This window comes from Prevotella brunnea (genome assembly GCF_008016795.1).
GTDB classification, from domain to species: Bacteria; Bacteroidota; Bacteroidia; order Bacteroidales; family Bacteroidaceae; genus Prevotella; species Prevotella brunnea.
In genome coordinates this window covers 18923-45473 of sequence record NZ_SDIK01000022.1, presented here as the reverse complement: position 1 = coordinate 45473, position 26551 = coordinate 18923, and the positions used below count along the sequence as shown (strand labels likewise).

Below are 26551 nucleotides of genomic sequence, written 5' to 3'. Positions count from 1 at the left end.
GAATATGCGTATCTTTGCCATGAGAAAAACTACTGAACATGAAAACCGAAATCAATGCGCGTTTAACGGCTTTGCGCAGAGTAATGCGAAGGAAAGGGTTTGCCGCCTTTGTCTTTCCGAGTACCGATCCTCATCAAGGCGAATACGTCCCCGACCATTGGAAAGGAAGGGAATGGATTTCAGGATTTGATGGCTCCGCGGGAACTGCCGTCGTAACAATGACGAGCGCAGCCTTATGGACCGACTCTCGCTACTTTATAGCAGCTGCCGAACAGCTGGCGGAAACAGAATTCGTATTGATGAAAGAGCGAATCGCGACAACACCTTCTGTCAGCGAATGGCTCGCAAAAGAACTGAAGAAAGATACTTGCAAAAAGATTGGGATTGACGGATGGGTGTGTTCACATTCGGTTGCCGAAGACTTGAGAAAAGCTTTGAAGAAATTGGGTGATTTCACTTTGCAGACCGATTTCGACCCTTTGGCTGAAATTTGGAACCACCGTCCGCTGCGTCCGAAAAATAAAATCTTCTTGCACCCTTTGCAATATGCGGGCGAGACGTGTTCTTCCAAGCTGAGACGCATCCGCAAGGCGTTATCCGAACAACAAGCCGAGGGCACAATCGTTTCCGCCCTCGACGATGTGGCATGGACACTGAATCTCAGAGGTTCCGATGTGCATTGCAATCCGGTGTTCGTGGCTTATCTCTTTATTCTCAAACAAAAGGCGGTGCTCTATACCGATATGGAGAAAATCTCGCCGGAGATAAACCGCTATTTGTTGTCGGAAGGGGTGGAAACAGCACCTTATGAACAAATTCCAATCGCACTGGCTCAATGTACGGACATTGCGTTGCTGTTGGATTCGGATGCACTGAACGAGCGTTTATTCACGGTGGCTTTCAACGCAAGAAGCATCATCGGGAAGTTGCCCATTCCTACCATGAAAGCCGTTAAAAACGAAACAGAGATAAGGGGCTTTCGCAATGCCATGTTGCGCGATGGAGTGGCAATGGTAAAGTTTCTGAAATGGCTCAGACCTGCGGTAGAGGCAGGAGGACAAACCGAAATAACACTGGGCGAAAAGCTCACCTCGTTGCGTTCAGAACAAGCTTTGTATGAGGGAATTTCGTTTGATACCATCGTGGGATATGAAGCGCATGGTGCCATCGTGCATTACGAAGCAACGCCTAAAACCGACAGGCTCGTTGAGCCTCGAGGACTTGTGTTGATTGACAGTGGCGCGCAGTATGTTGATGGCACGACAGACATCACCCGGACAATCGCACTCGGACCGGTTAGTGAGGAACAGCGAAAGATTTACACACTTGTGCTGAAAGGGCATATACAGTTGGCATTGTGTAAATTCCCTACCGGTGTTTGTGGTTCGCAGCTCGATGCCTTTGCCCGACAAGCCATGTGGCGCGAGGGTTACAACTTCATGCACGGCACGGGGCACGGCGTGGGGAGTTTTCTCAATGTTCATGAAGGACCTCACCAAATAAGAATGGAATGGGTGGCTGCGCCTTTACTTCCGGGAATGACCGTTACAAACGAACCGGGAATATATTTGGAAGGGAAATTTGGAGTGCGCATAGAAAACACGATGCTTATTCAGCCTCATCGGCAAACCACATTCGGAGATTTTCTTGGTTTCGATGCTTTAACGCTCGCCCCCATTGACACTACTCCCATTGATTTCAATATGCTGACAGCGGAAGAAGTGCACTGGCTGAACAGCTATCACGAAAGGGTCTATCGCGAGCTTTCACCTTATTTAACCAATGAGGAGCAGACGTGGCTAAAAAACGCCACACAACCTGTCGAAAGAAAGTGAAAATAAACAGCCGGAATTAAATCCAAATCGGGCATAAGTAACAAAAAAAGAACTAAAGTGGTTTCTAATGGTCGGTTGAGGTTAAAGATATTTCTTAACCCATTCTGCCGTTGTATTCTTCCGTTGCGAATCGTTGCAACAAATTGAATATGTGCATCTCTCAAAGAATAATTGGGAGGAATGTCAAGAGTGTCGATATTTTTCTTTATTTTTGCAAAAGATAAATTTAATGACAATGAAAAAAATATTAACAGCAGTTCTTTTAGGACTTTCTCTTTCTGCAATGGCAGGAAACAGTCCTTTGTGGATGCGATTCAGTGCCATCTCTCCCGATGGGCAGACGATCGCATTCTCTTACAAAGGCGACATCTTCACCGTTCCCGTTGGTGGAGGTGCTGCTCGCCAACTTACCACCAATCCGGCTTATGACGCTTATCCTGTTTGGAGTCCCGACGGACAAAAGATTGCTTTCGCGTCATCGCGGGAAGGAAGTTTGGATGTGTACCTGATGTCAAAAGAGGGAGGTGCGCCCACACGCCTGACTACGAATAGCGGAGATGAAATTCCCATGGCGTTCAAAGACAACAACACCGTACTTTTCTCTTCCTCGCTCATGCCCACGGCAAAATCAATATTATTTGCTTCGGGTTCTTTCCCACAAACTTACGAGGTGAGTATTGAGGGCAGCCGACCTCGTCTCTTCTCGCCGATGCCCATGCTTGATGTGTGCGTAAGAACGAATGGGGACATACTCTATCACGACCAAAAAGGGTATGAGGATAATTTCAGAAAACACCATCGTTCGCCGATTGCTCGTGATATCTGGATGTACAGCAAAGGGAAATATACCAAACTGACAGATTTCAACGGAGAAGACCGCACACCGGTTTGGGCAAACAGTGGCGACAGCTATTATTACCTGAGTGAGGAAGACGGAACTTTCAATGTGTATAAACGCAATATCGATGGCTCCGGAAAGGTACAAATCACGCATCACGTGAAGAATCCGGTGCGATTCCTTACCATCGCCAACAATGGTACGTTGTGTTATGGTTACGATGGCGAGATTTACACCGTGACCGATGGTGAACAGCCGCGAAAGGTAAATATCAGCATTGTTACCGACCAAATCGATCAACAGCTCAATCGCCAGTTGCGCACCTCGGGAGCAACGGAAATCAAGGTGTCGCCCAACGGAAAGGAAATCGCTTTCGTGCTGCATGGCGATGTGTATGTAACATCGGTGGATTACAAGACTACGAAACAGATTACCAACACGCCGGAACAGGAACGCGATATCGACATCTCGCCGGATGGAAAGAGCATTGTTTACGGAGCAGAGAGAAACGGTATTTGGCAGATTTATCAAACGAAGATAAAGAACAGTGGCGAAAAGAACTTTACTTACGCCACGGACTTGGTAGAGGAACGCATGACCAACACCAACCAAACCTCGCAAATGCCTCAATACAGTCCTGATGGCAAAAAAATTGCCTTCTTTGAAAATCGTGCTTCCCTGAAAGTAATGGATGTAAAGACAAAGAACGTGATTGCCGTTACCGATGGAAAGGATTTGTATTCTTACAGTGATGGCGACATTTGGTTCTCTTGGAGTCCCGACAGTCGCTGGCTGTTGGTTCCCTATATGGGAAATGCAGGCTGGAACAACTCCGATGTATCATTGGTGGATGCCACCGGAAAGAAAAAGCCTTTTAACCTCACACAGAGTGGCTACAACGACGAATCGGCTAAATGGGCTTTGGGCGGAAAGGCAATGCTCTTCTTCAGCGACCGCGCCGGCTATCGCAGTCATGGCAGTTGGGGAGCAGAGGCGGATGTTTACCTGATGTTCTTCGACCTTGATGCATACGAGCGTTTTTGCATGACGAAGGAGGAAAGGGAACTTGCCGACCAACTGGAAAAGGATAAGAAGAAAACAGAAGCCGAAACCAAAGAGAAAGAGAAGGCAAAGGGAAAGAAGAAAGGGAAAGACGCCGACAAGAACAAGAAGAAAAATGAGGTGAAGCCCTTAGAGTTCGACTTGGAAAATTGTCGCGACCGAATTGTTCGACTAACGGTCAATTCCTCTCATTTGGGCGATGCAGCATTAAGTCCCGGAGGCGACACGCTTTATTATCAGGCATCGTTCGAAGGGGGTTACGACCTTTGGAAACACGACTTGAAAGAGAATAAGACGCAGATTGTATTGAAGGATGTGGGAAGAGGGGCATTGGAGGCCGACAAGAAGTTCAAGAACCTTTACCTCTGTTCGCGTCGCAACATAAAAAAGGTGGATTTGACAAAGAACTCCGTGAGCAACGTGCCTTTTGAAGCTCGGTTCGACTACAAGCCGTATGAGGAACGTGCTTACATCTTCGACCATATCTGGCAACAAGTGACTGACAAGTTCTACGTGGAAGATTTACATGGTGTGGATTGGGCAGGCTATCGGAAGATTTACGAGCGATTCTTGCCGCATATCAACAACAACTACGATTTCCGAGATATGCTTAGCGAACTCCTTGGCGAATTGAATGCTTCTCACACCGGAGCGCGTTTTAGTCCCGATGGTCCGAGTCTCTACACCGCTCGCTTGGGATTGTTCTATGATGAAAATTACAATGGCGACGGACTGAAAATCGAGGAGGTAATCAAACGAGGTCCCTTTGCCGTTAAGAAAACAGGGGTAACAGCCGGTTGCGTGATTGAGAAAATCGACGGAGAGCCCATTCTCAAAGGTAAGGATTACAACTATATGCTCGATGGAAAGGTAGGAAAACCCATTCGAGTATCGGTATTCAACCCAAACACGAAAAAGCGTTTCGACGTAACTGTAAAAGCCATCAGCAAAGGCGCGGAACAAGAACTGCTCTACAAGCGTTGGGTGGATCGCAACCGTGCTTTCGTGGATAGCATCTCAGGGGGGCGCATTGCCTATGTACACGTGAAGGGCATGAACAGCCCGAGCTTTCGAACGGTTTACAGCGAACTGCTCAATGCCGAAAACAGGGCAAAGGATGCCGTGATTGTCGATGAACGCCACAACGGTGGCGGATGGCTGCACGACGACCTCTGCACATTGCTCAGCGGAAAGGAATATCAGAAATTCATCCCACATGGAAAACTGATTGGAACCGACCCCTTCAACAAGTGGAACAAACCATCATGCGTCCTGATTTGCGAGGATGATTACAGCAACGGACATGGTTTCCCACAGATTTATCAGAACTTGGGAATCGGTAAACTCGTGGGTACGCCCGTGGCAGGAACCATGACTGCCGTATGGTGGGAGACGCTCATCAATGGAATGGTGTTCGGCATTCCGCAAGTAGGCTGTCAGGGAATGGATGGTAAGTTCGCCGAGAACAAACAGCTCAATCCCGACATCGAGGTGTACAACACACCGGAAGACTATCTTAACGGCTACGACCGCCAGCTCGTTCGTGCCGTCGAGGAAATGATGAAGAAATAATCATTCCATCGTAAGACAAACAGGTGTCGGAGATATAAATTTCTTTTGTCATGCCGGCTCCCGACTTCACGATGAAAAGTCATTCCCTTCCATTCGTTGTTCGTCTCTGCTCGACCACACACGGGGAAATTCTGTTCATCGTGATTCTTCCCTTGCCAACCGTGGCAATTCCATTTCTCCGTCGGGACAAACCTTGTGTTTGTCCCGATGGTAGATAAGGTTTGCCAATCGGTGGATACATATTGCAAAGAAATTCTACTGCCTTGTGGGTGCATCTTAGGGACACTGCCAAATACTTTCTCTTATATTGAATTTATGTTCATTGACTTTAAATAATGTTAAATGGGGGGGGTAAATGTGTACTTATTGGAAAGAAATTTATAGTTTTGCACCAATTTCAATAGAAAATAGGATAAAACTGACTTTAATATTCTGCAAGCCGGACTTGAGAGATAGCGAAGTCGATTCCTATAGAATGGCTTTCGGGCATACCTGAGAAAAGACTTATTCGGAATCAAAAGAAGCTAATTGATTGTACTAATATATTTAAAACAAATGACTCAGTCAAAATTGCAGTCAAACGGGGTCAGTCGTAAAACGGTCGTTCAAGAATTATCACACAGCCTTTTTCAGAGTCGTCCGGTTCTCGCATCACGGGAAAAGACAACCGTAAAAAGCGAGTGACAAAAAGGAAAGATGGAACAAATAATGTAAAAAATACCGGAAATTATTTCGTTAATAAAAAAAAGAAAGAACTTTGCAGCAGTATAAATACAATAAGCCCCATATATAATTACCAAACAAAATCAAAAGCTTACGCAAGGGAATAAATCTTGTGATAATTATAAATTTATAACATTATATTCATCATGGTCAAAATTACAGAAAAAAATGAAAAACAGCATTATGTAAAACCGGAAATGGTTGCATTGATGCTTGAAAACCAATCATTATTGGCAGGGTCAGGTCCCGTAAAACCAGAAGACAAGCCAACAGAAGTCCCGGGTGAGGACGGTACCGATGCTCCCAAAGGAGACTGGTAAACACATCATTGTCAATATGATAAGTGAACAACTATTTAAAAAAATCAAGAATTTCATTATGAAAAAGAACAAATATTTATATATGGCCTCTCTTGCCATCGCATCATTGGCAATGGGAGCTTGTAGCAGCGACGATGCAGTTACGGGAGAAAACGGCGAGCAGAACGCACGCAAAATAGAGCTTACGGCAACTTATCCAACCGACGACAATGCCACAGCCAACGCCAAAGGCACACGTGTTACCTACACTCCCGACGGCAAGAACTTCATCTGCAAGTGGGAATCAACCGACAAGATGAAATACTATGGCAGCAGCTTCACTTCCACACCTACAGATTTCAGCATTGTGAGGATGACTGACGACAAAGCTGTTTTCGCAGGCACAGCCACAGAAACCAGCGGAATGGTGATGTATCCGGCAAAGGATTATGAATTAGCAGGCTCCAAGCTCGTGATCGACATCGACCATCAGAAAGGCACAAGAGAAGGCTTGAAAGACGTTGACTACATGTGGGGCAAAGTGAATGTTTCCAAAGGTGAGTCTCAAGCTCCAAAGTATTATACCAAGCTTCAGAAGCTGACCAATACCGTTCATTTCGTTGCGCAATTGAACGCAGAAGACAAAGATCAGAAAATTATGAAGATACTCGTTTCAGGCGAGAATTTCAAAACCAAGGCAACAGTGGACAATTCCGGCTCAGTGGGTTCAGATGATAGCTATATCGGTTACTTGACCATCGAGCCTGAAAACATGACTGTCGGTGCCGATGGGAAGACTCCCGACATCTACTTCAAGACGTTCCAAACCGAAATTTACATTGCTCAGACGATGACCATCCAGATTTTGCTCGAGAACGGTAAAACATATAAGAAGACCTATGGCAGAACCAAAAAATCAAGCAGCAATGCGGTGAAGTTCAATACAGGCTCGGATGAGCTATACGGTCACATGATGCACTTCAACAACATCACCCCGGAGCGCAACATCAACACCTACCTCTTCAGCGACGGTGTCTCAGCAACTATCGACGAATACTACGGCAACAACAACGCCGGCGCAAAAGACCCATCACACCCGGGATGGCCTATCGCATGGGTAGTTCCACAAGCAGATGCAGAAGACTTTGCCGGAAATGCAGTTGACGAGAACGGCAATCCATTGAAGCACATCGCCATCGCTCTGACAGAGTTGGAACAGGGCACCAACTACGTGAACGCATGGGGTCCTTCAACAACAAGATACGACAACCATCCTCTTGAAACAAACGCATCCGACCCCAAGCAGGATTATAACGGCTATGACTATACCTACAGCCCTCTTGGTTACGTAGGGGAAGGTGGTAACATAGTAAATGCCAATATCATCAAAGCTGAAAGTAAAAATTATCCTTTGTTCTATCTAACGGCAACCTACTTCCATGAGCAGAACTCTCCTTGCGACGATGGTACCAACACCCGCAAGATGGTCGTACCGGCAGGCTGCTCAAAATGGTTCGTTCCAAGTTGGGCACAGTGGGCAAAATGTCTCCAGAATAACTTCAAGGAGGGATTCCTCGGAGCAGATCACCGGCCAAGTGTCACAGACCGCTATGAGTCCAACTTTGAGGATGCGACGATGTACGCCACAGCAGAATTGGCTCTTTGCTACAAACTGACCAATGCCGACTTGAACTTGACAGACCGCAAGGTTGGTTATAACCTGACGGCAGGAAAGATTTACGCAGTAAGTACAGATGGTAACGATACCAAAGCTGTCCCATTCTACCTCGCATTCGGTAGATACGGCAGACCTACATCGTTTAACCTCGCTGATGATGGTACGGCAGTATCCGGTTTCGATGAGACCAACTATCACAAGACCAGACCAATGTTTACTGTTCGTCCGTTCATTGCTTTCTAAGCATAGTATTAATATGATAATTACTCTTGGGAGATGTGCCGAAAGGTGCATCTCTCTTTTTTATCATGGCATTCCCATCAACAGAGGAGGAACGGATATCCAACGAGGGGCAAACCTTATCCACCGCAGGGACAAACCTTATTCATTTGTTGGCAACACATATCCAGCGATTGGATAATCTTATCCACCATAGGGACAAAAAAGGCAGTGGTAATAAATCCACTGCCTGAAATTTCCTGCGAAGAAAATAGGAGACCCAACCTACCTCTTCCGAGTTTGAATATTGAATTCTGTTACTTTACTGATGCTTCGCTGTCCTTGTAAGACGGTAACGGCAAAAGTAGCCGTGCCGGACTTTAGACGCTTGTCGGCTTTGACAAGTGCCGTATAACGAACGCCATCTCCGGGTGCAATGCTTTCGACATGAATGGACGGACTGATATAGATGTATTTGTTATTGGTGGTTTCAAGAACAGAGGGCTGAACATCAAAGAGAGTCTCCTCTCCCCTATTCATGATTTCAAAAATCAGTTTGCCCATTTCTCCGGCCGACAAGACACCATCCTCGTTGTCATCAACGAAACGGGCATTTCGGATTTCGATATGAGGGGCATACTGATAGGCACGCACCAAGTCTTCAACACTTGATTCGGAAGGAATGACCGACGTGGGTGGGACAGCACTGTAATCGCCGGTATATTCGCTATTCGTGAAATCATAAATTCTGTCGTCGCCGGAGTTCGTGGCATCAAATCCACTTTGCTCGCAATTGGAATTATCCAATGAAGGGCTTGTGGCGGCATAGGGATTCATGCCTTCGGCTTTATTGCGTTGTATCTGCTCGTAACGTTCATGCAGCTGCCCACGGTCTTGTTGCTCTTTTTGAGCGGCAATGGAAGCACCAATAACAGCTCCTCCCGCCATTCCAATAATCGTTCCTACATCAGACCCACGTGCTCCATTGGATATGCCTCCAATCGCACTGCCCAAAATGCTTCCAAGGTAGGCACCGTCAAGAGCACCGGAACCGGTATAAGTGCTACAAGAACCAAAAAGAAATAAAGACGCTATGGCAATGATGGCACTATTTTTCATACGCTATATTTTTTAATTTGTAGCAAAGATAGAAAGAATAAAACAAATAAATGCAAATAAAATCCCTATTAATAAAAGGATTTTCCCTAAACAGCCCAACAGTGTCCCAATTTTTCTTCATTCCTCCATCCAAAGCTTAGCTCTCACTTTCCAAAAGCTTACCTTTTGCACTGCAAAAGGTCATGAATTGGAATGCAAAAGCCAAGCTTTTAAATTGCAATTAATATCATCCTGATTATCAACAGATTACGAAGCATGTTCCCAACATAGTTTTTTGTAATGTAATTTCATGGTGTCGGGCAGGTCGGATGCTCGCTGTCAAGCTTCTGTTTACCACCACCTGAAATAAAAAAAGTCCCTGACAAGAGTTTGCCAAGGACTGATATTTAGAAGAGAAAAAGAATTAATTTATTCAGCGGAAGCCTCTTTAGCCTCAGTCGATTCAGTGTTATCAACCGTCGGTTCTGCCTTCTTTGAAGAACGACGACTACGACGTGTCTTCTTAACTTCGGCCTTAGGCTGTTTTGCCATATTCTCATCGTAATCAACCAATTCGATGAATGCCATTTCAGCTGCATCGCCTTGACGTGCACCCAACTTAATAACGCGAGTATAGCCACCGGGACGATCGCCCACCTTAACAGAAATTTCTTTAAACAATTCTGTTACGATTTTCTTGTCCTGAAGGTAACGGAAGACAACGCGACGAGAGTTGGTCGTGTCGTTCTTGGCACGCGTGATAAGGGGTTCTACATATTTCTTCAAGGCTTTTGCCTTGGCAACGGTCGTAGTGATTCTTTTGTGCCGAAGCAAGGAAATAGCCATATTTGCCAACATGGCATTGCGATGGTCGGCAGTACGACCTAAATGATTGAACTTTTTATTGTGTCTCATTTTTTGTTTTAATTGTTGAGGTAAAGAAAAGAGGGAGAAAAATTGGAGGAGCAAAAGTCCTACAATCAACTTCTTCAAACTTATTCTTTATCCAATTTGTATCTTGAAATGTCGGTTCCAAACGATAGATTCAGACTCTCAAGCAAATCATCAAGCTCTGAAAGCGATTTCTTACCAAAGTTACGGAACTTAAGAAGGTCGGTCTTGTTGTATTGAACCAAATCGCCCAACGTCTCCACATCGGCAGCTTTCAGGCAATTAAGTGCCCGTACGCTAAGATTAAGCGTGGAATCAGTGAGTTTAGTCTTTAACAACTGACGCATGTGCAACACTTCTTCATCAAACTCTTGATTGGTCTCCTGCTCGGGATTCTCAAGGGTAATCTTCTCGTCGGAGAACAACATGAAGTGGTAAATCAGAATTTTTGCAGCTTCCTTTAGCGCGTCTTTGGGGTGAATGGAACCATCGGTAGTAACTTCCAATACCAGTTTGTCATAGTCGGTCTTTTGTTCAACACGATAAGGCTCAACTGAATATTTAACGTTACGGATAGGAGTATAGATGGAATCGATTGGTAGCACATTGACATCGGTGCAGAATTCACGATTTTGTTCAGAGAACACATAACCGCGTCCTTTGTTGATGGTGATATCCATCTGCATGGATGCCTTGGAATCTAAATGACAAATCACTAAATCCGGATTTAACACTTCAAATCCAGAAAGATACTTACCAATATCACCTGCTTTGAACTCTGTAGAATTCTCAACGGTGATACTAACTTTCTCATTCTCGAATTCTTCTACTACTTGCTTGAATCGAACTTGTTTGAGATTCAAGATGATGTTGGTAACGTCCTCCTTCACTCCCGGTACGGAAGAAAATTCATGCTCCACACCATCGATACGAATGGTGTTGATGGCATAACCTTCAAGAGAGGAAAGGAGAATGCGGCGCAAGGAGTTACCGATGGTAACACCAAAGCCGGGCTCAAGGGGACGAAATTCGAATTTTCCGAATTGGTCATTAGCCTCCAGCATCACAACTTTTTCAGGTTTTTGAAATGCTAATATCGCCATTAATTTAATGATTTTATTGTTTAGAGTACAACTCTACGATTAACTGCTCCTTAATATTCTCTGGTATGTCAGCTCGATCCGGTTTGTGGAGGAACTTGCCACTCTTGGTGTTTTCGTCCCACTCTATCCAAGGATACTTGCTGTGATTGAAGCCGGCCAATGCTGCTTCAATAACCTCCAAAGACTTTGCCTTCTCGCGAACACCAACGATGTCGCCGGGTTGAACAGAATAAGATGGAATGTTTACAACTTTACCATTCACGATGATGTGCTTGTGTCCCACTAACTGACGTGCAGCAGCACGAGTTGGAGCAATCCCAAGACGATATACTACGTTATCGAGACGGCTCTCAAGATTTTGGAGCAATATCTCACCGGTAATTCCACTTGCCTTTGCAGCACGCTCGAACATATTGCGGAACTGACGCTCAAGAACACCGTAAGTATATTTTGCTTTCTGCTTCTCTGCCAACTGTGCTCCATACTCAGAAACCTTGCGACGACGGTTATTTCCGTGTTGCCCGGGAGGATAGTTTCTCTTAGCCAACACTTTATCTGCACCGAATATTGGTTCACCGAAACGGCGCGCAATTCTGGATTTTGGACCTATGTATCTTGCCATAATTAATATAATTTCTTTTAATTGTTATAAGATGTGATTATACGCGACGACGCTTGGGAGGACGACAGCCATTGTGGGGTAAAGGTGTTACGTCCACAATCTCCGTTATCTGAATACCTGCGGCGTTAACGGCACGGATAGCACTCTCGCGACCATTTCCCGGACCTTTCACGTAAGCCTTAACCTTACGAAGACCAAGGTCGAAAGCAACCTTCGCACAGTCCTCGGCTGCCATTTGAGCAGCGTAAGGAGTATTCTTCTTTGAACCGCGGAAACCCATCTTACCGGCAGAAGACCAAGATATAACCTGACCTTCATTGTTTGCTAAAGATACAATAATATTGTTAAATGAACTATGAACATGAAGCTGACCCAATGCGTCAACTTTTACGTTTCTTTTCTTAGATGTTGCTGATTTCTTTGCCATAATTTCTTTTAGTTTAAGCATGAAGTCCGAAAAAACAAAAGAGATTTGCTTATTTCAGGACTTTGAACTAAATATTACTTAGTAGCTTTCTTCTTATTAGCAACAGTCTTCTTCTTTCCTTTACGGGTACGAGCATTATTCTTAGTGCTCTGACCACGAACCGGAAGACCATTACGATGTCTAACTCCACGATAGCAACCTATATCCATGAGGCGCTTGATGTTCATTTGGATCTCGGAACGGAGATCACCTTCTACCTTGAATTCAGCACCGATAATTTCACGGATTTTAGCAGCTTGGTCGTCAGACCACTCGCTAACCTTCAGGTCGCGATTGATACCTGCTTTATCCAATATCTTTGCTGAACTACTTCGACCTATACCATAGATATAAGTCAATGCGATTTCGCCACGCTTATTTTGGGGCAAATCTACTCCAACAATTCTTATTGCCATTGAATGTAATAAATTAATAAAACGTTTTTGCTATGAAAAGCATGCAAAGGTAACCATAAATTTATTCACAATCACCTTTTTACGATTCTTTAACTCAACCCTGACGCAGTTTAAACTTAGGGTTCTTTTTGTTAATAACGAACAGACGACCTTTTCTACGTACTATTTTACAGTCGGCTGTGCGCTTCTTTAAAGATGCTCTTGTCTTCATTTTAATTCTATTTATTTGTATCTGAAAACTATTCTGCCTTTTGTTAAGTCATAGGGGCTCATCTCAACTTTCACCTTATCGCCGGGAAGTATCTTGATGTAGTGCATTCTCATCTTGCCCGAAATATGGGCAGTAATATCAACACCATTTTCCAACTCAACACGAAACATTGCATTTGACAATGCTTCAACTATTGTTCCGTCCTGCTCTATTGCAGTTTGCTTTGCCATACTTATATTCTTTTTCTTTCTAAATGTTCAACTTCTTACTTATGAAGATAAAATGTTTCACTCGAATTGAGAATTGCTTTCAAAAAGATGGATGCGGTAACTACAACCCGGTGGCGATTAGTGTCTGAAAAATCCAAACACGTAATCAGCCACATGGATTTATTTCATCTTCTGCTCAAGGAAGTATATCAGTTCATCAAGAAAAAACTTAATAAGCAGCTACACCACCATTGCCTCGTGTGTGTCCGGCATTCAACAATCCATCATAGTGACGCATCATCAAATGCGACTCTATCTGCTGAAGTGTATCAATGACTACACCAACAAGGATGAGAAGGGAGGTACCGCCAAAGAACTGTCCGAAAGCATCTTGAACGTTTAACCAACCTACGAGAGCCGGCATAATAGCAATGAATGCTATGAAAAGCGATCCGGGGAAAGTGATACGCGACATAACGGTATCGATATAGTCTGCGGTGTCTTTTCCCGGCTTTACTCCCGGAATGAAGCCATTGTTGCGCTTCATGTCCTCTGCCATCTGTGTAGGATTAAGAGTAATAGCTGTATAGAAATAGGTAAATGCGATGACTAAAATCACATATATCACATTATACAGAACACTCTTGGTGTTCATCAATGATTGAAGAATCGGACTCGCATTATCGGTCGAATACTGCACAATTGCCAAAGGAATGAACATCAACGCTTGCGCGAAGATAATGGGCATAACGTTGGCAGCGAAGAGCTTCAAAGGAATATACTGGCGAGCTCCTCCATATTGCTTATTCCCGACAATGCGCTTGGCATATTGCACCGGAACTTTTCGAGTTGCCTGGGTGAGAAGAATTGCAGCGCACATTACGGCGTACAGGATGATAAGCTCAACGATGAACATTACCAAACCACCACTGGTGATTGCGGTGAAACGGCTGCTGACCTCCTGAATGAAAGCCTGGGGCAGACGTGCGATAATACCCACCATAATAATGAGCGAAATACCATTTCCCACACCCTTATCGGTGATACGCTCTCCCAACCAAAGGATGAACATGGAACCTGCTGCCAAAATAATGGAAGCAGAGAAAATGAAAGCCGTCCAGCTAACGCCTGATGCGAGAGCACCGGCAGCTTGGGTTTTCAAGTTGATGAGGTACGCAGGTGCCTGAAAGAATAAGATAATTATCGTCAAGACACGAGTGTACCAATTGATTTTCTTATGTCCACTTTCACCTTCACGCTGCATCTTTTGGAAATAAGGTACAGCGACGGCAAGGAGCTGCATTACAATGGAAGCTGAGATGTAAGGCATGATTCCCAATGCAAAAATGGAAGCATGGGAGAATGCACCACCGGAGAACATGTCCAACAGCGACATAAGACCGCCGGCTGTCTGCGACTGCAATTTTTCAAGTAACGCAGGGTTGATACCCGGGAGTACGATGAACGACCCAAAACGGTAAATTGCCGTAAAGAGGATGGTAATGAGAAGTCGCTGACGCAAATCCTCTACCTTCCAACAGTTCTTCAGTGTCTCAATAAACTTTTTCATTGATTTAGATTATAGTTGTGTTACCACCAACTGCCTGAATTGCTTCTTGGGCAGTTTTTGAGAATGCATTTGCCTCTACATCGATTTTTGCTGTCAATTTTCCCATTCCGAGAATCTTAACAAGTACATTGCCTTTGATTAAACCGGCTGACTTCAATTCTGCAAGTCCTATCTTCGTGAGGTTCTGCTGCTCAGCAAGTTTCTGAAGAGAAGACAAGTTTACAGCAAAGTATTCCTTACGATTGATATTCTTAAAGCCACCTTTAGGAACACGACGCTGAAGTGGCATTTGTCCACCTTCAAAACCAATCTTCTTCTTGTAACCGGAACGAGATTTGGCTCCTTTGTGTCCACGAGTAGAAGTACCGCCGAGACCAGAACCTGGTCCGCGACCAATGCGACGACGTGAATGAGTGGAACCCGATGCCGGTCTCAAATTATTTAATTTCATAATTACTTTTACCTTTTATAAGATGAATTAATCAATTATTGATACCAGATGATGAACCTTGTTAATCATTCCGCGGATACTTGGAGTATCTTCTACTTCAACAACCTGAGAAATCTTACGAAGCCCAAGAGCCAATAATGTGCTCTTCTGGTCTTTAGGAGCGTTGATACGGCTCTTTATTTGCTTAACCTTTATTGTTGCCATAATTTATTCTCCTTAATTAACCGTTAAATACTTTTTCCATCGAAATACCACGTTCACCTGCCACGGCGTACGCATCGCGCATCTGAGAAAGAGCTGCAATCGTTGCCTTAACGAGGTTGTGTGGGTTGGACGAACCTTTAGACTTTGCTATCACATCAGAGATGCCCGCACTCTCAAGAACGGCACGCATGGCACCACCGGCTTTTAGCCCGGTACCGGCTGCTGCCGGTTTAAGGAGTACCTGTGCCCCACCGTAACGAGTCTCTATCTCATGAGGAATAGTACCTTTTAACACGGGAACCTTCACAAGGTTTTTCTTGGCAGCATCAGTACCTTTCTGAATAGCTGCTGTTACCTCTCCGGCTTTACCAAGTCCCCATCCGATTACGCCTTTACCGTCACCTACAACGACGATAGCAGCGAACGTGAAAGTACGACCACCTTTTGTAACTTTCGTCACGCGGTTGATGGCAACCAAGCGGTCTTTCATTTCAACATCACTATTTACTTTTACTTTATTCATTGCCATAATCGTTTAGAATTTAAGTCCTCCCTCACGTGCTGCATCAGCCAAAGCCTGGACGCGACCATGATAAAGGTATCCATTACGGTCGAAAACAACCTTTTCAACACCTGCTGCTGTTGCTTTGTTCGCAACAAGAGCTCCTACTTTCTTAGCTTGCTCTATCTTAGCCATTTTCTCAAGACCAACCGAAGAAGCTGAAGCAAGAGTAGTGCCTGTCAGATCATTTATCACCTGTGCATATATCTGCTTGTTACTGCGGAAGACGCATAAACGTGGACGCTCTGCAGTTCCTTCCACATTCTTACGAATACGGAATTTTATCTTAAGTCTTCTTTGTTCTTTCTTTGTTGTCATAATCTCAATAAATTATTAAAGTTACTTAGCTGCAGCTGTCTTACCAGACTTTCTGCGAATAACCTCTCCCTTGAAGAGAATACCCTTGCCCTTATAAGGCTCCGGCATACGGAAAGAACGGATTTTAGCACAAATAAGACCTAACAACTGTTTATCAGCCGATTCGAGTTTTATGAGAGGGTTCTGATTTCTCTCACTCTTGGTTTCAACTTTGACTTCATTCGGTAGTTGAAGGAAGATGGGGTGAGTGTAACCAAGTGAAAATTCTATAAGATTTCCTTGATTAGAAACACGATAACCAACACCTATAAGCTCCAAAGTCTTTGTATAACCTTCGCTAACTCCAACTATCATATTGTTTACGAGTGAACGATACAAACCATGATAAGCCTGCTTCTGTTTGTAATTCTCAGGATGATTTTCATCAACCTCAAAACTTACCTGATTCTCATCGATGATAGTCTTAATGGAAGGATGTACAAATTGGCAGAGCTCACCTTTGGGGCCTTTTACCGTAACTACATTATCCTTGAGATTAACCGTAACGCCGGCAGGGATACTAATTGGTAATTTTCCGATTCTTGACATAATAATCCTCCCAATTAATAAATGTAGCAAAGAACTTCACCACCGATTTTCTCGGTAGCAGCCTCTTTGTTAGTCATTACACCTTTGGACGTAGAAATAATCGCTATTCCCAATCCGTTAATAACTCTCGGCATGTCTTTGTAGCCAGTGTACTGGCGAAGACCCGGTGTTGAAACGCGCTTCAAACTCTTGATGGCGTTTTTCTTTGTAACAGGGTCATACTTCAGCGCAACCTTAATGGTACCCTGAGGACCATCTTCAATGAACTTGTAGTTCAGAATGTAGCCCTTCTCAAAGAGAATCTTCGTAATAGATTTCTTCAAGTTCGACGCAGGAACCTCAACCACACGGTGATGAGCCATAATAGCGTTCCTAAGTCTTGTCAGATAATCTGCTATTGGATCTGTCATAAATATAAATGTTTAATTAATCGGGACTGCCCCGACAATATTAAAAAAAATCTTCATCTTCACTGCGTTATGTATTTAAGGACTCAAGCCTTAAACACATAACACAATAGATAAATTACCAGCTAGCTTTCTTTACTCCGGGGATTAGCCCTTGAGAAGCCATCTCACGGAACTGTATTCTGGAAAGACCGAACTGACGGATATATCCTTTCGGACGACCTGTAACTTTACAGCGATTGTGAAGACGGATAGGATTCGCATTCTTAGGAATTGCCTGAAGTTTACGAGCAGCCTCATATGCTTCAGCCGGATCGTTAGAAGTAGCGATAATCTTTTTTAGAGCCGCGCGTTTTTCAGCATAACGTGCAACGAGTTTAGCACGTTTGATTTCGCGAGCTTTCATTGATTCTTTTGCCATATCTCTTAATCGTTTTTAGCGTTCTTAAACGGTAGTCCGAAGCCTTTCAAGAGAGCATAACCTTCCTCGTCCGTTTTGGCGGTGGTTACGAAAGTTATGTTCATACCTTGAATACGATCTACCTGATCGATGTTAATTTCCGGGAAGATAATCTGCTCATTTACACCTAAGGTGTAGTTGCCACGACCATCAAATTTGCTCTCAATACCTTTAAAGTCGCGAATACGAGGTAAAGACACACGTACCAACTTTTCGAGGAATTCATACATTCGTTCCCTTCTCAAAGTTACCATAACACCAATTGGCATTTTCTTGCGTAGCTTGAAATTCGCAATATCTTTCTTTGAATAGGTAGCCACAGCTTTTTGACCAGCGATCTCGGAAATTTCATTGAGTGCCACCTCTATGATTTTCTTATCTTGAGTCGCATCACCCAAGCCTTGATTGATAACAATCTTCTTCAAGACAGGAATTTGCATGGCAGAAGTGTAGTTGAATTGCTTCTGCAATGCGGGAGCAATCTGCTCCTTATACGCTTTCTTTAACTGTGCTGTATTCATCATTTAATTTCCTCCCCTGACTTTTTAGCGATGCGCTTCACAGTTTTGCCTTCACGCTCGATTTTAATACGAGTTGGCTTACCGCTTTTAGGATCTATCAAACTTAAATTTGAAATATGAATAGGTGCCTCTTGCTTAACAATACCTCCCTGAGGACTTGCTGCAGAGGGTTTTGTGCTCTTGGACATCATATTGATTCCTTCAACAAGCACGCGTTGTTTGTCAACGAGTACTTTCAGCACTTTACCACTTTTACCCTTATCAGAGCCAGCAAGAACGATCACCTTATCGTCTTTCTTTATATGGAATTTTGCCATTTTATTATTCGATTTAAATAATTAAAGAACCTCAGGTGCCAAAGATACCACTTTCATGTTTACTGCACGAAGTTCACGAGCAACAGGACCGAAAATACGGCTGCCTCTCAATTCACCGGCGTTATTCAGTAAAACACAAGCATTATCGTCGAAACGAATATAGGAACCATCGGCACGACGAATTTCTTTTTTAGTACGTACTATCAAAGCTTTTGATATTGCACCCTTTTTAATTTCACTTGATGGGATGACGCTCTGTACAGCAACTACGATAACGTCACCAACACTTGCATAACGACGACGTGTACCACCAAGAACGCGGATACACTTAGCTTCACGAGCCCCGCTGTTATCACATACTGTAAGTTTTGATTCTGATTGTATCATAATTACTTAGCTTTTTCTACTATTTGAACTAATCTCCATCTCTTTGTTCTACTCAAAGGACGTGTTTCCATAATGAGAACGGTATCGCCCACGTTGGCTTCATTCTTCTCATCATGAACATGGTACTTTTTCGTTTTCTGAACAAATTTACCATATATAGGGTGTTTCTCCTTGAACTTAGCGGCAATAACGATGGTTTTATCCATTTTGTTGCTGATAACGACACCCTGTCTTACTTTTCTTAAATTTCTTGTTTCCATCTGGACCATTGTTATTTGTTAAGTTCTCTCTGACGAAGTTCTGTCTTCATACGCGCAATATCGCGACGAGTCGCCTTAATCTGTGATGGATTCTCAAGTGGAGTAATGTGGTGGTTCAGCTTCATTTTCGCAAGAGCTGCCTCCGCATTCTCGATTTTCTCAACCAAATCCTTGGTTTCGATTGATTTAACTTCTGCTGTCTTCATCTTTCTTAAGCGTTTTTATCGTAATCACGTCGTACAACGAACTTTGTCTTAACAGGAAGTTTCTGTGCGGCGAGACGTAAAGCCTCTTTTGCCACATCAAAACTAACCCCTTCCACTTCAAAGAGGATGCGTCCCGGTGTTACCGGTGCCACCCAACCTGCAGGATCACCTTTACCTTTACCCATACGCACATCGGCAGGTTTACGTGTAATAGGCTTATCCGGGAAAATACGAATCCAGACCTGACCTTGGCGGTTCATGTAGCGGTTTACGGCTACACGTGCTGCCTCAATCTGTCGGCTGTCAATCCATTTCGGTTCAAGTGTCTTGATACCAAAAGAACCAAAAGCCAATTGTGTACCTCTGTGAGCATTGCCTTTATTGCCACGCCCATCTTGAGGTCTCCTATATTTTACTCTTTTTGGCTGTAACATGATAGCTTCTACATTTAACGGTTATTGTTTCTTCTGCGATTACCGCGTCCGGAGCGACCTCCGGTGTTGGAACGATTGTTGCCCTTGTCTTGGGTAAAGGTCGGGGTAAGATCCACTTTCTTATACACCTCACCACGACAAATCCACACTTTGATACCTAAAAGTCCTACCTTTGTAAGAGCTTCGGTTTGGCAATAGTCGATATCGGCACGGAAAGTATGAAGAGGGGTTCGCCCTTCCTTGAACATTTCCTTGCGTGCCATTTCGGCACCGTTCAAACGACCTGTAATCTGCACTTTAATACCTTCAGCACCGGCACGCATAGTATTGGCTACAGCCATTTTAATGGCACGACGGTAAGCAATCTTACCTTCGATTTGGCGAGCGATATTGTTGCCAACAATGTTTGCATCCAGCTCAGGTTTTTTAACTTCAAAGATGTTAATTTGAATATCTTTCTTAAAAAGATTCTTCAATTCTTCTTTCAACTTGTCAACGTCCTGACCACCCTTACCAATGACGAGTCCGGGGCGGGCAGTGCAAATAGTGATGGTGACAAGTTTCAATGTGCGTTCGATGACAATACGAGAAACACTTGCTTTCTCCAAGCGTTTGTTCAAGTATGTACGGATTTTCTTATCTTCCAAGAGATTATCTCCGAAATCCTTGCCACCAAACCAATTTGATTCCCAACCGCGGATAATACCCAAGCGGTTGCTTATTGGATTAACTTTCTGTCCCATTCTACTATTTAATTATCATTGTTAGCGTCAGACTTTGAATCTACAAAGAGTGTGACGTGGTTAGAACGTTTACGAATTCTGTAGCCACGGCCCTGAGGTGCAGGACGCATGCGCTTCATTGTTACACCTTCATCAACGAAGATCTTAGAGATATAAAGTTCACCGTCTTCAGCTTTGCGGTCATTCTTATTCTCCCAATTAGCAATAGCTGAACGCAAAAGTTTCTCAACGTTCTGCGCAGCTGCCTTTTTAGAGAACCTAAGCACGCCAAGGGCACGATTCACCTCCATACCACGAACCATATCTACGACATAGCGCATTTTGCGGGGTGATGAAGGGCAGTCCTTGAGCTTTGCAAAATACTGGCTTCTTAAAGCTTCCTTGCGAGCCTCTGCCTTTATATGTTTTCTTGCTCCCATTATTATTTTATTTTTCTAAATGGTTTTGACCTGCTTACTTCTTATTATTACCGGAATGTCCACCAAAACGACGAGTAGGGCTGAACTCTCCGAGCTTATGTCCTACCATGTTCTCAGTAATGTAAACAGGGATAAATTTATTTCCGTTATGAACTGCAACAGTGTGTCCCACGAAATCCGGGGAAATCATTGATGCTCTGGCCCAAGTCTTAACGACACTTTTCTTACCACTCTCATTCATTGCGAGGATTTTTTTCTCGAGTGAAACGTTAATGTAAGGACCTTTTTTTAATGAACGACTCATAATTTACTCTTAATTACTTAATTACTTCTTGTTAGCTCTTTCAATAATATACTTGTTTGAAAGCTTCTTCGGTGCGCGTGTCTTCAGTCCCTTAGCATACAAGCCCTTGCGAGAACGTGGGTGTCCTCCGGACTGACGACCTTCACCACCACCCATCGGGTGATCAACAGGGTTCATAACAACACCACGGTTGTGTGGGCGACGACCTAACCAGCGAGAACGTCCGGCCTTACCAGACTGTTCGAGAGCATGGTCAGAATTACCAACACTTCCGATCGTAGCTTTACAAGTTGAAAGAATCTGACGTGTTTCGCCAGAGGGGAGCTTAATCACACAGTAACTGCCTTCACGAGAAGTAAGCTGAGCAAAGTTACCAGCCGAACGAACAAGCAATGCACCTTGTCCCGGTCGTAATTCAATGTTGTGAATTACGGTACCAACGGGAATGTTTGCCAATGGAAGTGAGTTTCCAACCTCAGGTGCGGCATCTGCGCCGGACATGAGACGTGCGCCCACTTGCAGTCCGTTTGGAGCAATAATGTAACGTTTTTCACCATCTGCATAGTATAACAAGGCAATTCGAGCAGAACGGTTAGGATCATACTCGATTGTCTTCACTACAGCTGGAACACCATCTTTCTCACGTTTGAAATCAATGAAACGGTACTTTCTTTTATGACCGCCACCCATGTAGCGAACCGTCATCTTACCGGTGTTGTTTCGACCGCCGGTAGAACGTTTACCGTAAACGAGAGACTTCTCTGGCACGGATGCAGTAATATCCTCGAACGTGCCAATAATCTTGTGTCTTTGTCCCGGGGTTACCGGTTTTAATTTACGTACTGCCATTTTCTATTTAAATATTGCTGTAAAAATCAATTGTATCGCCTTCTTTCAAAGTTACGATAGCCTTCTTGAATGCGTTCTTCTGACCTTTCACAAGTCCTGCCTTTGTATAACGTGCCTGACGTTTTCCGGCATAACGAATCGTATTCACATCAATCACTGTAACATTATACAGACTTTCAATTTCCTTCTTAATCTCAAGTTTGTTAGCTTCCGGTTTCACGATAAAGCCGTATTTCGGTTGAGCTATCTTGGTGTAGGTATAAACGGTTTTTTCCTTGTTTATACCTTCCGGATGGCGTCTATTCTTAACAACGTACTTGCGGATTTCAGCAGTTGCGTTATGGCGTTTGCCTGCCTTTTCGCTGGGAGCTGTAATCTTTTTGTCTTCGGAAGACTTGTCTGTAATTTTGGTCATCTTCTCGGTGACCACCGGTTTAATGATAAATCCCATAATTCTAACTGTCTCCTACTTTTACTTGGTTAAGATTTCATCAATCGTCTTCAAAGAATTTTCGGTTACAACAAGCACGTCAGCATTGAGAACATTATATGTATTCACCTGTGCTGCTGTTGTAACTTCGGCTTTCTTCAAATTACGAGCTGACAAATATACATTTTTTTCCGCATTCGGCAAAACGAGAAGTACTTTCTTACCGTCAATCTTAAGATTTTTAGCAATGTTTATAAAATCTTTAGTTTTCGGTGCGTCAAAGTTGAAATCTTCTACGATTACTATCGCGTCGTCTTTTGCCTTGTAAGACAGAGCTGACTTACGTGCGAGCACTTTCACCTTCTTGTTGAGCTTAAAGCTATAATCACGGGGTGTTGGTCCAAAAACACGTCCGCCACCAACAAGAACAGGCGAGTTGATATCACCACGACGAGCTCCGCCGCCACCTTTTTGGCGACCAAGTTTGCGTGTAGAACCGGCATGTTCGCTTCTTTCCTTTGACTTTGCTGTTCCCTGACGTTGTGCAGCGAGATATCGCTTTACGTCAAGATAGAGTACATGATCGTTTGGCTCAATTCCGAAGATATTCTCGTTAAGAGTAACCTTACGGCCGGTCTCCTGACCTTTGATATCTAATACGTTAATATCCATTACTTATTAATTATAAGGGTTGAACCATTGCATCCGGCAACACTTCCTTTCACGAGAAGAAGATTATGTTCCGGAATTACCTTTAACACTTGAAGGTTCTGAGTAGTAACTCTGTCGCCTCCCATTTGACCGCCCATGCGCATTCCTTTGAAGACCTTCGCAGGATACGAACAAGCACCGATAGCTCCCGGTTTACGAGCGCGGTCGTCCTGACCGTGAGTAGATTGACCTACACCACCGAATCCGTGGCGTTTTACAACGCCTTGGAAGCCTTTACCCTTAGACGTACCTACGACATCAACGTATTTCACATCGTTGAACAGTTCTACGGTAATCGTGTCACCGAGGTTGTACTCCTCATCAAATCTGAACTCGGCCAAGTGCTTTTTCGGTGTTGTGCCTGCCTTCTTGAAATGTCCCAACTGTGGCTTAGAGGTTCTTTTCTCCTTAGCCTCGCCGAAACCTAACTGAACAGCCTTGTAACCATCTTTTTCTTCTGTTTTGACTTGGGTTACAACACAAGGACCGGCTTCGATAACAGTGCACGGTACATTTTTACCGTCGGCACTGAAAACGGATGTCATTCCGATTTTCTTTCCTAATAATCCTGGCATTTCAATTAAATTTTAATTAAAAAACAATTTTGTTTACTTTACTGAATAAGTGCGATTACACTTTAATTTCAACTTCCACGCCGGAAGGCAATTCCAACTTCATCAATGCGTCAACCGTCTTGGGAGTTGAGCTATAGATGTCGATAAGACGCTTAAAGTTAGACAACTGAAACTGCTCACGTGATTTCTTGTTAACGAAAGTTGAGCGGTTTACCGTGTAAATGCGCTTGTGTGTTGGCAAAGGGATAGGTCCACTTACGATAGCACCTGTGGCTTTTACTGCCTTCACAATCTTTTCAGCTGACTTATCAACCAACTGGTGGTCGTAAGATTTCAGCTTGATACGAATTTTCTGACTCATATTTTAATTAAATTATTATTGATAACAAGTGGGCATACTTTCATAAGAGTCATTCGCTATGAAAGTATCGCCCTCTTTTAAATATTATTTCAATAAATCCGAATTTCCATTCAACTCTTCCAAGATGTCTTTCGCGAGGTTGTTGGAAACGGGCGAGTGATGGTCATACTCCATTGAAGAAGTGGCACGTCCCGAAGTAATTGTACGAAGAGCGGTTACATAACCGAACATCTCTGCCAAAGGAACCATGGCTTTCACTACGCGTGCTCCGCTTCGTGCCTCTTCCATGCCCTGTACGAGACCGCGACGTTTATTCAAGTCGCCAATGACATCACCCATGTTTTCTTCCGGAGTTACCACTTCCACTTTCATGATAGGTTCCATCAGCACCGGACCCGCCTGCGGACAGAGTTTCTTGAATGCCTGATGAGCTACCAACTCGAAAGATAACTGGTCGGAGTCAACCGGGTGGAAAGAACCATCAGTAAGTGTTACCTTCATACCTGTAAGTGGAAAACCTCCAAGAACGCCGTTGCTCAGACATTCCTTAAATCCTTTTTCCACTGAAGGGATGAATTCCTTGGGTACGTTACCACCTTTTACCACGTTGATAAACTGTAAATCACCTTCCTTGTAATCCTCGTCCTTGGGTTCAATCGTAACATCGATGCAAGCGAACTTACCACGACCACCCGATTGTTTCTTGTAGGTTTCACGACTTTGGGCAGCCTTAGTGATTGCCTCCTTGTAATTAACCTGTGGTTTACCTTGGTTGCACTCAACCTTGAATTCACGCTTCAAACGGTCAATAATGATATCCAAGTGCAACTCACCCATACCGGATATAATGGTCTGTCCGCTCTGTTCATCCGTACGTACGGTGAATGTTGGGTCTTCTTCAGCAAGTTTTTGCAGACCGGTATCCAATTTAGCAATATCTGCCTGACTCTTTGGTTCTACCGCAATAGAAATCACGGTATCAGGGAAAGTCATGGATTCCAAAACAATAGGGTGAGCCTCATCGCACAACGTATCACCGGTACGAATGTCCTTGAATCCAACGCCTGCACCAATATCACCTGCATCAATAGACTCCATGGCGATTTCCTTGTTGGAGTTCATCTGGAACAAGCGACTGATACGCTCTTTTTTTCCTGAACGAGGATTATATACATAAGAGCCTGCTTCCACCTTACCGGAATAAACGCGGAAGAACACCAAACGTCCCATGAACGGGTCAGTGGCAATCTTAAACGCGAGTGCCGCCGTAGGTTCGCTAACGCTTGCTTTTCTGTCTTCTTCCTCTTCGGTATCCGGGTTGGTACCCACGGTTACAACTGTGTCAAGCGGAGAAGGCAAGAATGCACAAACGTAATCCAACAATGTCTGCACTCCCTTATTCTTATAGGAAGAACCCAATAGCATTGGGCAACAATCCATGGAAATACAACCTTTACGAATGGCAGCGATGATTTTTTCCTCCGGAATGTCCTTACCCTCAAGGTAAAGTTCCATTACTTCGTCATCGTAGTTGGCAGCACCTTCGAGAAGTTTATCACGCCATTCTGCTGCTTCATCTGCCAATTCAGCGGGAATTTCTTCTACTTCATATTCAGCGCCCATTGTCTCATCATGCCAGAAAATAGCTTTCATCTTGATGAGATCTACAACGCCCTTAAAGTTTTCCTCAGCTCCAATAGGTATCTGAACGGCGATAGGATTAGCTCCCAAAATATCTTTCATTTGGCTGATTGTCTCGAAGAAGTCAGCTCCGGAGCGGTCCATCTTATTAACATATCCAACGCGAGGTACATTGTATTTATCTGCCTGACGCCATACGGTCTCTGACTGTGGTTGAACACCGTCAGCGGCAGAATAAGTAGCCACGGCACCATCGAGCACACGCAGTGAACGTTCCACCTCAGCGGTAAAATCCACGTGTCCCGGGGTATCAATCAAATTGATTTTGTAAGACTTTCCCTGATAATTCCAGTTACAGGTTGTAGCGGCCGATGTAATGGTGATACCGCGTTCCTGCTCCTGTGCCATCCAGTCCATTGTAGCTGCACCATCGTGTACTTCACCGATTTTGTGCGTCTTACCCGTATAGAACAAGATGCGTTCAGAGGTTGTCGTCTTACCGGCATCAATATGAGCCATGATACCGATGTTACGCGTTAAATGTAAATCCTGATTTGCCATTTTTTTTGCTTTATAGTTAAGTTTCGTCGT

Annotated in this window: 36 protein-coding genes; 5 read left to right on the top strand and 31 right to left on the bottom strand. The window is 44.0% G+C overall.

From position 1 onward, the window contains the following. Window positions 1-38 precede the first annotated feature (38 nt). From ETF27_RS03640 to ETF27_RS11155, 5 genes are all read left to right on the top strand, one after another. Window positions 39-1835, top strand: a complete 1797-nt coding sequence (locus tag ETF27_RS03640) for an aminopeptidase P family protein (RefSeq protein WP_130830034.1) — start codon at window positions 39-41, stop codon at window positions 1833-1835. A gap of 235 nt (window positions 1836-2070) precedes the next feature. After that, window positions 2071-5307, top strand: coding sequence for a S41 family peptidase (locus ETF27_RS03635; RefSeq protein ID WP_147785505.1), 3237 nt, complete (start codon window positions 2071-2073; stop codon window positions 5305-5307). 869 nt (window positions 5308-6176) lie between these two features. Then, window positions 6177-6350, top strand: coding sequence for a hypothetical protein (locus tag ETF27_RS11160; protein WP_158635975.1), 174 nt, complete (start codon window positions 6177-6179; stop codon window positions 6348-6350). A 58-nt stretch (window positions 6351-6408) separates the two neighbouring features. Then, entirely contained in the window at window positions 6409-8250 is a 1842-nt protein-coding gene (locus ETF27_RS03630; RefSeq protein ID WP_147785504.1) for a fimbrillin family protein, read from the top strand. Between the two features lie 65 nt (window positions 8251-8315). Then, on the top strand, window positions 8316-8480 hold the full coding sequence (locus ETF27_RS11155) for a hypothetical protein (protein WP_158635974.1): 165 nt from the start codon (window positions 8316-8318) through the stop codon (window positions 8478-8480). Between the two features lie 31 nt (window positions 8481-8511). Here ETF27_RS11155 and ETF27_RS03625 read toward each other — a convergent pair whose 3' ends face one another. The 31 genes from ETF27_RS03625 to fusA form a co-directional block, all read right to left on the bottom strand. Further along, window positions 8512-9345 (bottom strand): hypothetical protein, encoded by an 834-nt coding sequence (locus tag ETF27_RS03625; protein ID WP_130830037.1) that lies wholly within the window; start codon window positions 9343-9345, stop codon window positions 8512-8514. A gap of 408 nt (window positions 9346-9753) precedes the next feature. Continuing rightward, window positions 9754-10239 carry a 50S ribosomal protein L17 gene (gene rplQ / locus ETF27_RS03620; protein ID WP_130830038.1) on the bottom strand — a complete coding sequence of 162 codons (486 nt, stop codon included), beginning with the start codon at window positions 10237-10239 and terminating at the stop codon, window positions 9754-9756. Window positions 10240-10319: 80 nt separating this feature from the next. After that, window positions 10320-11318, bottom strand: a complete 999-nt coding sequence (locus ETF27_RS03615; RefSeq protein ID WP_130830039.1) for a DNA-directed RNA polymerase subunit alpha — start codon at window positions 11316-11318, stop codon at window positions 10320-10322. Window positions 11319-11331: 13 nt separating this feature from the next. Then, window positions 11332-11940 (bottom strand): 30S ribosomal protein S4, encoded by a 609-nt coding sequence (gene rpsD / locus ETF27_RS03610; protein ID WP_130830040.1) that lies wholly within the window; start codon window positions 11938-11940, stop codon window positions 11332-11334. A 37-nt stretch (window positions 11941-11977) separates the two neighbouring features. Continuing rightward, the gene (gene rpsK / locus ETF27_RS03605; protein ID WP_130830041.1) at window positions 11978-12367 is read right to left on the bottom strand and encodes a 30S ribosomal protein S11; all 390 of its coding nucleotides are present in this window, start codon (window positions 12365-12367) and stop codon (window positions 11978-11980) included. A gap of 74 nt (window positions 12368-12441) precedes the next feature. Next, window positions 12442-12822, bottom strand: a complete 381-nt coding sequence (gene rpsM / locus ETF27_RS03600; RefSeq protein ID WP_025067926.1) for a 30S ribosomal protein S13 — start codon at window positions 12820-12822, stop codon at window positions 12442-12444. Between the two features lie 94 nt (window positions 12823-12916). Continuing rightward, a complete protein-coding gene (rpmJ, locus tag ETF27_RS03595; RefSeq protein ID WP_004335771.1) occupies window positions 12917-13033 on the bottom strand; it encodes a 50S ribosomal protein L36 in 117 nt (38 codons plus the stop codon). Window positions 13034-13044: 11 nt separating this feature from the next. Continuing rightward, complete coding sequence (gene infA / locus ETF27_RS03590) at window positions 13045-13263, bottom strand: translation initiation factor IF-1 (RefSeq protein WP_130830042.1); 219 nt, start codon at window positions 13261-13263, stop codon at window positions 13045-13047. 208 nt (window positions 13264-13471) lie between these two features. Further along, complete coding sequence (gene secY, locus ETF27_RS03585; RefSeq protein WP_130830043.1) at window positions 13472-14812, bottom strand: preprotein translocase subunit SecY; 1341 nt, start codon at window positions 14810-14812, stop codon at window positions 13472-13474. A 4-nt stretch (window positions 14813-14816) separates the two neighbouring features. Beyond that, entirely contained in the window at window positions 14817-15263 is a 447-nt protein-coding gene (gene rplO / locus ETF27_RS03580; protein WP_130830044.1) for a 50S ribosomal protein L15, read from the bottom strand. A 27-nt stretch (window positions 15264-15290) separates the two neighbouring features. Beyond that, window positions 15291-15467, bottom strand: coding sequence for a 50S ribosomal protein L30 (gene rpmD / locus ETF27_RS03575; RefSeq protein WP_130830045.1), 177 nt, complete (start codon window positions 15465-15467; stop codon window positions 15291-15293). Window positions 15468-15483: 16 nt separating this feature from the next. Beyond that, complete coding sequence (rpsE, locus tag ETF27_RS03570) at window positions 15484-15996, bottom strand: 30S ribosomal protein S5 (protein WP_130830046.1); 513 nt, start codon at window positions 15994-15996, stop codon at window positions 15484-15486. A 6-nt stretch (window positions 15997-16002) separates the two neighbouring features. Next, window positions 16003-16347, bottom strand: coding sequence for a 50S ribosomal protein L18 (gene rplR / locus ETF27_RS03565; RefSeq protein ID WP_130830047.1), 345 nt, complete (start codon window positions 16345-16347; stop codon window positions 16003-16005). 21 nt (window positions 16348-16368) lie between these two features. Next, window positions 16369-16935, bottom strand: a complete 567-nt coding sequence (rplF, locus tag ETF27_RS03560; protein WP_130830048.1) for a 50S ribosomal protein L6 — start codon at window positions 16933-16935, stop codon at window positions 16369-16371. A gap of 14 nt (window positions 16936-16949) precedes the next feature. After that, on the bottom strand, window positions 16950-17345 hold the full coding sequence (rpsH, locus tag ETF27_RS03555; RefSeq protein WP_130830049.1) for a 30S ribosomal protein S8: 396 nt from the start codon (window positions 17343-17345) through the stop codon (window positions 16950-16952). 115 nt (window positions 17346-17460) lie between these two features. Then, the gene (gene rpsN / locus ETF27_RS03550; RefSeq protein ID WP_130830050.1) at window positions 17461-17763 is read right to left on the bottom strand and encodes a 30S ribosomal protein S14; all 303 of its coding nucleotides are present in this window, start codon (window positions 17761-17763) and stop codon (window positions 17461-17463) included. A 5-nt stretch (window positions 17764-17768) separates the two neighbouring features. Then, complete coding sequence (gene rplE / locus ETF27_RS03545; RefSeq protein WP_130830627.1) at window positions 17769-18323, bottom strand: 50S ribosomal protein L5; 555 nt, start codon at window positions 18321-18323, stop codon at window positions 17769-17771. Further along, window positions 18323-18640 (bottom strand): 50S ribosomal protein L24, encoded by a 318-nt coding sequence (gene rplX / locus ETF27_RS03540; protein ID WP_130830051.1) that lies wholly within the window; start codon window positions 18638-18640, stop codon window positions 18323-18325. The genes rplE and rplX overlap by 1 nt, the downstream gene beginning before the upstream one ends. Before the next feature lie 21 nt (window positions 18641-18661). Beyond that, entirely contained in the window at window positions 18662-19027 is a 366-nt protein-coding gene (gene rplN / locus ETF27_RS03535) for a 50S ribosomal protein L14 (protein ID WP_130830052.1), read from the bottom strand. A gap of 2 nt (window positions 19028-19029) precedes the next feature. After that, entirely contained in the window at window positions 19030-19296 is a 267-nt protein-coding gene (gene rpsQ, locus ETF27_RS03530; RefSeq protein WP_130830053.1) for a 30S ribosomal protein S17, read from the bottom strand. Between the two features lie 2 nt (window positions 19297-19298). Further along, window positions 19299-19493, bottom strand: coding sequence for a 50S ribosomal protein L29 (gene rpmC / locus ETF27_RS03525; protein ID WP_130830054.1), 195 nt, complete (start codon window positions 19491-19493; stop codon window positions 19299-19301). 5 nt (window positions 19494-19498) lie between these two features. Beyond that, a complete protein-coding gene (gene rplP, locus ETF27_RS03520; protein ID WP_130830055.1) occupies window positions 19499-19927 on the bottom strand; it encodes a 50S ribosomal protein L16 in 429 nt (142 codons plus the stop codon). A gap of 14 nt (window positions 19928-19941) precedes the next feature. Beyond that, entirely contained in the window at window positions 19942-20670 is a 729-nt protein-coding gene (gene rpsC / locus ETF27_RS03515) for a 30S ribosomal protein S3 (protein ID WP_130830056.1), read from the bottom strand. Between the two features lie 8 nt (window positions 20671-20678). After that, window positions 20679-21089 carry a 50S ribosomal protein L22 gene (gene rplV / locus ETF27_RS03510; protein WP_130830057.1) on the bottom strand — a complete coding sequence of 137 codons (411 nt, stop codon included), beginning with the start codon at window positions 21087-21089 and terminating at the stop codon, window positions 20679-20681. A gap of 34 nt (window positions 21090-21123) precedes the next feature. Continuing rightward, complete coding sequence (rpsS, locus tag ETF27_RS03505) at window positions 21124-21393, bottom strand: 30S ribosomal protein S19 (protein WP_005844140.1); 270 nt, start codon at window positions 21391-21393, stop codon at window positions 21124-21126. A gap of 21 nt (window positions 21394-21414) precedes the next feature. Further along, window positions 21415-22242: a 50S ribosomal protein L2 gene (rplB, locus tag ETF27_RS03500; RefSeq protein ID WP_130830058.1), complete on the bottom strand. Its 828-nt coding sequence runs from the start codon at window positions 22240-22242 to the stop codon at window positions 21415-21417. Window positions 22243-22249: 7 nt separating this feature from the next. Further along, window positions 22250-22693, bottom strand: a complete 444-nt coding sequence (rplW, locus tag ETF27_RS03495) for a 50S ribosomal protein L23 (RefSeq protein WP_130830059.1) — start codon at window positions 22691-22693, stop codon at window positions 22250-22252. Window positions 22694-22714: 21 nt separating this feature from the next. Then, window positions 22715-23344, bottom strand: coding sequence for a 50S ribosomal protein L4 (gene rplD, locus ETF27_RS03490; RefSeq protein ID WP_130830060.1), 630 nt, complete (start codon window positions 23342-23344; stop codon window positions 22715-22717). Beyond that, window positions 23344-23958, bottom strand: coding sequence for a 50S ribosomal protein L3 (gene rplC, locus ETF27_RS03485; protein WP_130830061.1), 615 nt, complete (start codon window positions 23956-23958; stop codon window positions 23344-23346). Before rplC ends, rplD begins: the two co-directional genes overlap by 1 nt. Window positions 23959-24013: 55 nt before the next feature. After that, window positions 24014-24319: a 30S ribosomal protein S10 gene (rpsJ, locus tag ETF27_RS03480; protein WP_130830062.1), complete on the bottom strand. Its 306-nt coding sequence runs from the start codon at window positions 24317-24319 to the stop codon at window positions 24014-24016. An 84-nt stretch (window positions 24320-24403) separates the two neighbouring features. Continuing rightward, the gene (gene fusA, locus ETF27_RS03475; RefSeq protein ID WP_130830063.1) at window positions 24404-26521 is read right to left on the bottom strand and encodes an elongation factor G; all 2118 of its coding nucleotides are present in this window, start codon (window positions 26519-26521) and stop codon (window positions 24404-24406) included. Window positions 26522-26551: the final 30 nt, after the last annotated feature.

What these genes read in the sequence shown, in the direction of transcription:
- ETF27_RS03640 (WP_130830034.1), top strand. Translation starts at nt 39, where the DNA reads ATGAAAACCGAAATCAATGCGCGTTTAACGGCTTTGCGCAGAGTAATG.
- ETF27_RS03635 (WP_147785505.1), top strand. Translation starts at nt 2,071, where the DNA reads ATGAAAAAAATATTAACAGCAGTTCTTTTAGGACTTTCTCTTTCTGCA.
- ETF27_RS11160 (WP_158635975.1), top strand. Translation starts at nt 6,177, where the DNA reads ATGGTCAAAATTACAGAAAAAAATGAAAAACAGCATTATGTAAAACCG.
- ETF27_RS03630 (WP_147785504.1), top strand. Translation starts at nt 6,409, where the DNA reads ATGAAAAAGAACAAATATTTATATATGGCCTCTCTTGCCATCGCATCA.
- ETF27_RS11155 (WP_158635974.1), top strand. Translation starts at nt 8,316, where the DNA reads ATGGCATTCCCATCAACAGAGGAGGAACGGATATCCAACGAGGGGCAA.
- ETF27_RS03625 (WP_130830037.1), bottom strand. Translation starts at nt 9,345, where the DNA reads ATGAAAAATAGTGCCATCATTGCCATAGCGTCTTTATTTCTTTTTGGT.
- rplQ (WP_130830038.1), bottom strand. Translation starts at nt 10,239, where the DNA reads ATGAGACACAATAAAAAGTTCAATCATTTAGGTCGTACTGCCGACCAT.
- ETF27_RS03615 (WP_130830039.1), bottom strand. Translation starts at nt 11,318, where the DNA reads ATGGCGATATTAGCATTTCAAAAACCTGAAAAAGTTGTGATGCTGGAG.
- rpsD (WP_130830040.1), bottom strand. Translation starts at nt 11,940, where the DNA reads ATGGCAAGATACATAGGTCCAAAATCCAGAATTGCGCGCCGTTTCGGT.
- rpsK (WP_130830041.1), bottom strand. Translation starts at nt 12,367, where the DNA reads ATGGCAAAGAAATCAGCAACATCTAAGAAAAGAAACGTAAAAGTTGAC.
- rpsM (WP_025067926.1), bottom strand. Translation starts at nt 12,822, where the DNA reads ATGGCAATAAGAATTGTTGGAGTAGATTTGCCCCAAAATAAGCGTGGC.
- rpmJ (WP_004335771.1), bottom strand. Translation starts at nt 13,033, where the DNA reads ATGAAGACAAGAGCATCTTTAAAGAAGCGCACAGCCGACTGTAAAATA.
- infA (WP_130830042.1), bottom strand. Translation starts at nt 13,263, where the DNA reads ATGGCAAAGCAAACTGCAATAGAGCAGGACGGAACAATAGTTGAAGCA.
- secY (WP_130830043.1), bottom strand. Translation starts at nt 14,812, where the DNA reads ATGAAAAAGTTTATTGAGACACTGAAGAACTGTTGGAAGGTAGAGGAT.
- rplO (WP_130830044.1), bottom strand. Translation starts at nt 15,263, where the DNA reads ATGAAATTAAATAATTTGAGACCGGCATCGGGTTCCACTCATTCACGT.
- rpmD (WP_130830045.1), bottom strand. Translation starts at nt 15,467, where the DNA reads ATGGCAACAATAAAGGTTAAGCAAATAAAGAGCCGTATCAACGCTCCT.
- rpsE (WP_130830046.1), bottom strand. Translation starts at nt 15,996, where the DNA reads ATGGCAATGAATAAAGTAAAAGTAAATAGTGATGTTGAAATGAAAGAC.
- rplR (WP_130830047.1), bottom strand. Translation starts at nt 16,347, where the DNA reads ATGACAACAAAGAAAGAACAAAGAAGACTTAAGATAAAATTCCGTATT.
- rplF (WP_130830048.1), bottom strand. Translation starts at nt 16,935, where the DNA reads ATGTCAAGAATCGGAAAATTACCAATTAGTATCCCTGCCGGCGTTACG.
- rpsH (WP_130830049.1), bottom strand. Translation starts at nt 17,345, where the DNA reads ATGACAGATCCAATAGCAGATTATCTGACAAGACTTAGGAACGCTATT.
- rpsN (WP_130830050.1), bottom strand. Translation starts at nt 17,763, where the DNA reads ATGGCAAAAGAATCAATGAAAGCTCGCGAAATCAAACGTGCTAAACTC.
- rplE (WP_130830627.1), bottom strand. Translation starts at nt 18,323, where the DNA reads ATGAATACAGCACAGTTAAAGAAAGCGTATAAGGAGCAGATTGCTCCC.
- rplX (WP_130830051.1), bottom strand. Translation starts at nt 18,640, where the DNA reads ATGGCAAAATTCCATATAAAGAAAGACGATAAGGTGATCGTTCTTGCT.
- rplN (WP_130830052.1), bottom strand. Translation starts at nt 19,027, where the DNA reads ATGATACAATCAGAATCAAAACTTACAGTATGTGATAACAGCGGGGCT.
- rpsQ (WP_130830053.1), bottom strand. Translation starts at nt 19,296, where the DNA reads ATGGTCCAGATGGAAACAAGAAATTTAAGAAAAGTAAGACAGGGTGTC.
- rpmC (WP_130830054.1), bottom strand. Translation starts at nt 19,493, where the DNA reads ATGAAGACAGCAGAAGTTAAATCAATCGAAACCAAGGATTTGGTTGAG.
- rplP (WP_130830055.1), bottom strand. Translation starts at nt 19,927, where the DNA reads ATGTTACAGCCAAAAAGAGTAAAATATAGGAGACCTCAAGATGGGCGT.
- rpsC (WP_130830056.1), bottom strand. Translation starts at nt 20,670, where the DNA reads ATGGGACAGAAAGTTAATCCAATAAGCAACCGCTTGGGTATTATCCGC.
- rplV (WP_130830057.1), bottom strand. Translation starts at nt 21,089, where the DNA reads ATGGGAGCAAGAAAACATATAAAGGCAGAGGCTCGCAAGGAAGCTTTA.
- rpsS (WP_005844140.1), bottom strand. Translation starts at nt 21,393, where the DNA reads ATGAGTCGTTCATTAAAAAAAGGTCCTTACATTAACGTTTCACTCGAG.
- rplB (WP_130830058.1), bottom strand. Translation starts at nt 22,242, where the DNA reads ATGGCAGTACGTAAATTAAAACCGGTAACCCCGGGACAAAGACACAAG.
- rplW (WP_130830059.1), bottom strand. Translation starts at nt 22,693, where the DNA reads ATGGGATTTATCATTAAACCGGTGGTCACCGAGAAGATGACCAAAATT.
- rplD (WP_130830060.1), bottom strand. Translation starts at nt 23,344, where the DNA reads ATGGATATTAACGTATTAGATATCAAAGGTCAGGAGACCGGCCGTAAG.
- rplC (WP_130830061.1), bottom strand. Translation starts at nt 23,958, where the DNA reads ATGCCAGGATTATTAGGAAAGAAAATCGGAATGACATCCGTTTTCAGT.
- rpsJ (WP_130830062.1), bottom strand. Translation starts at nt 24,319, where the DNA reads ATGAGTCAGAAAATTCGTATCAAGCTGAAATCTTACGACCACCAGTTG.
- fusA (WP_130830063.1), bottom strand. Translation starts at nt 26,521, where the DNA reads ATGGCAAATCAGGATTTACATTTAACGCGTAACATCGGTATCATGGCT.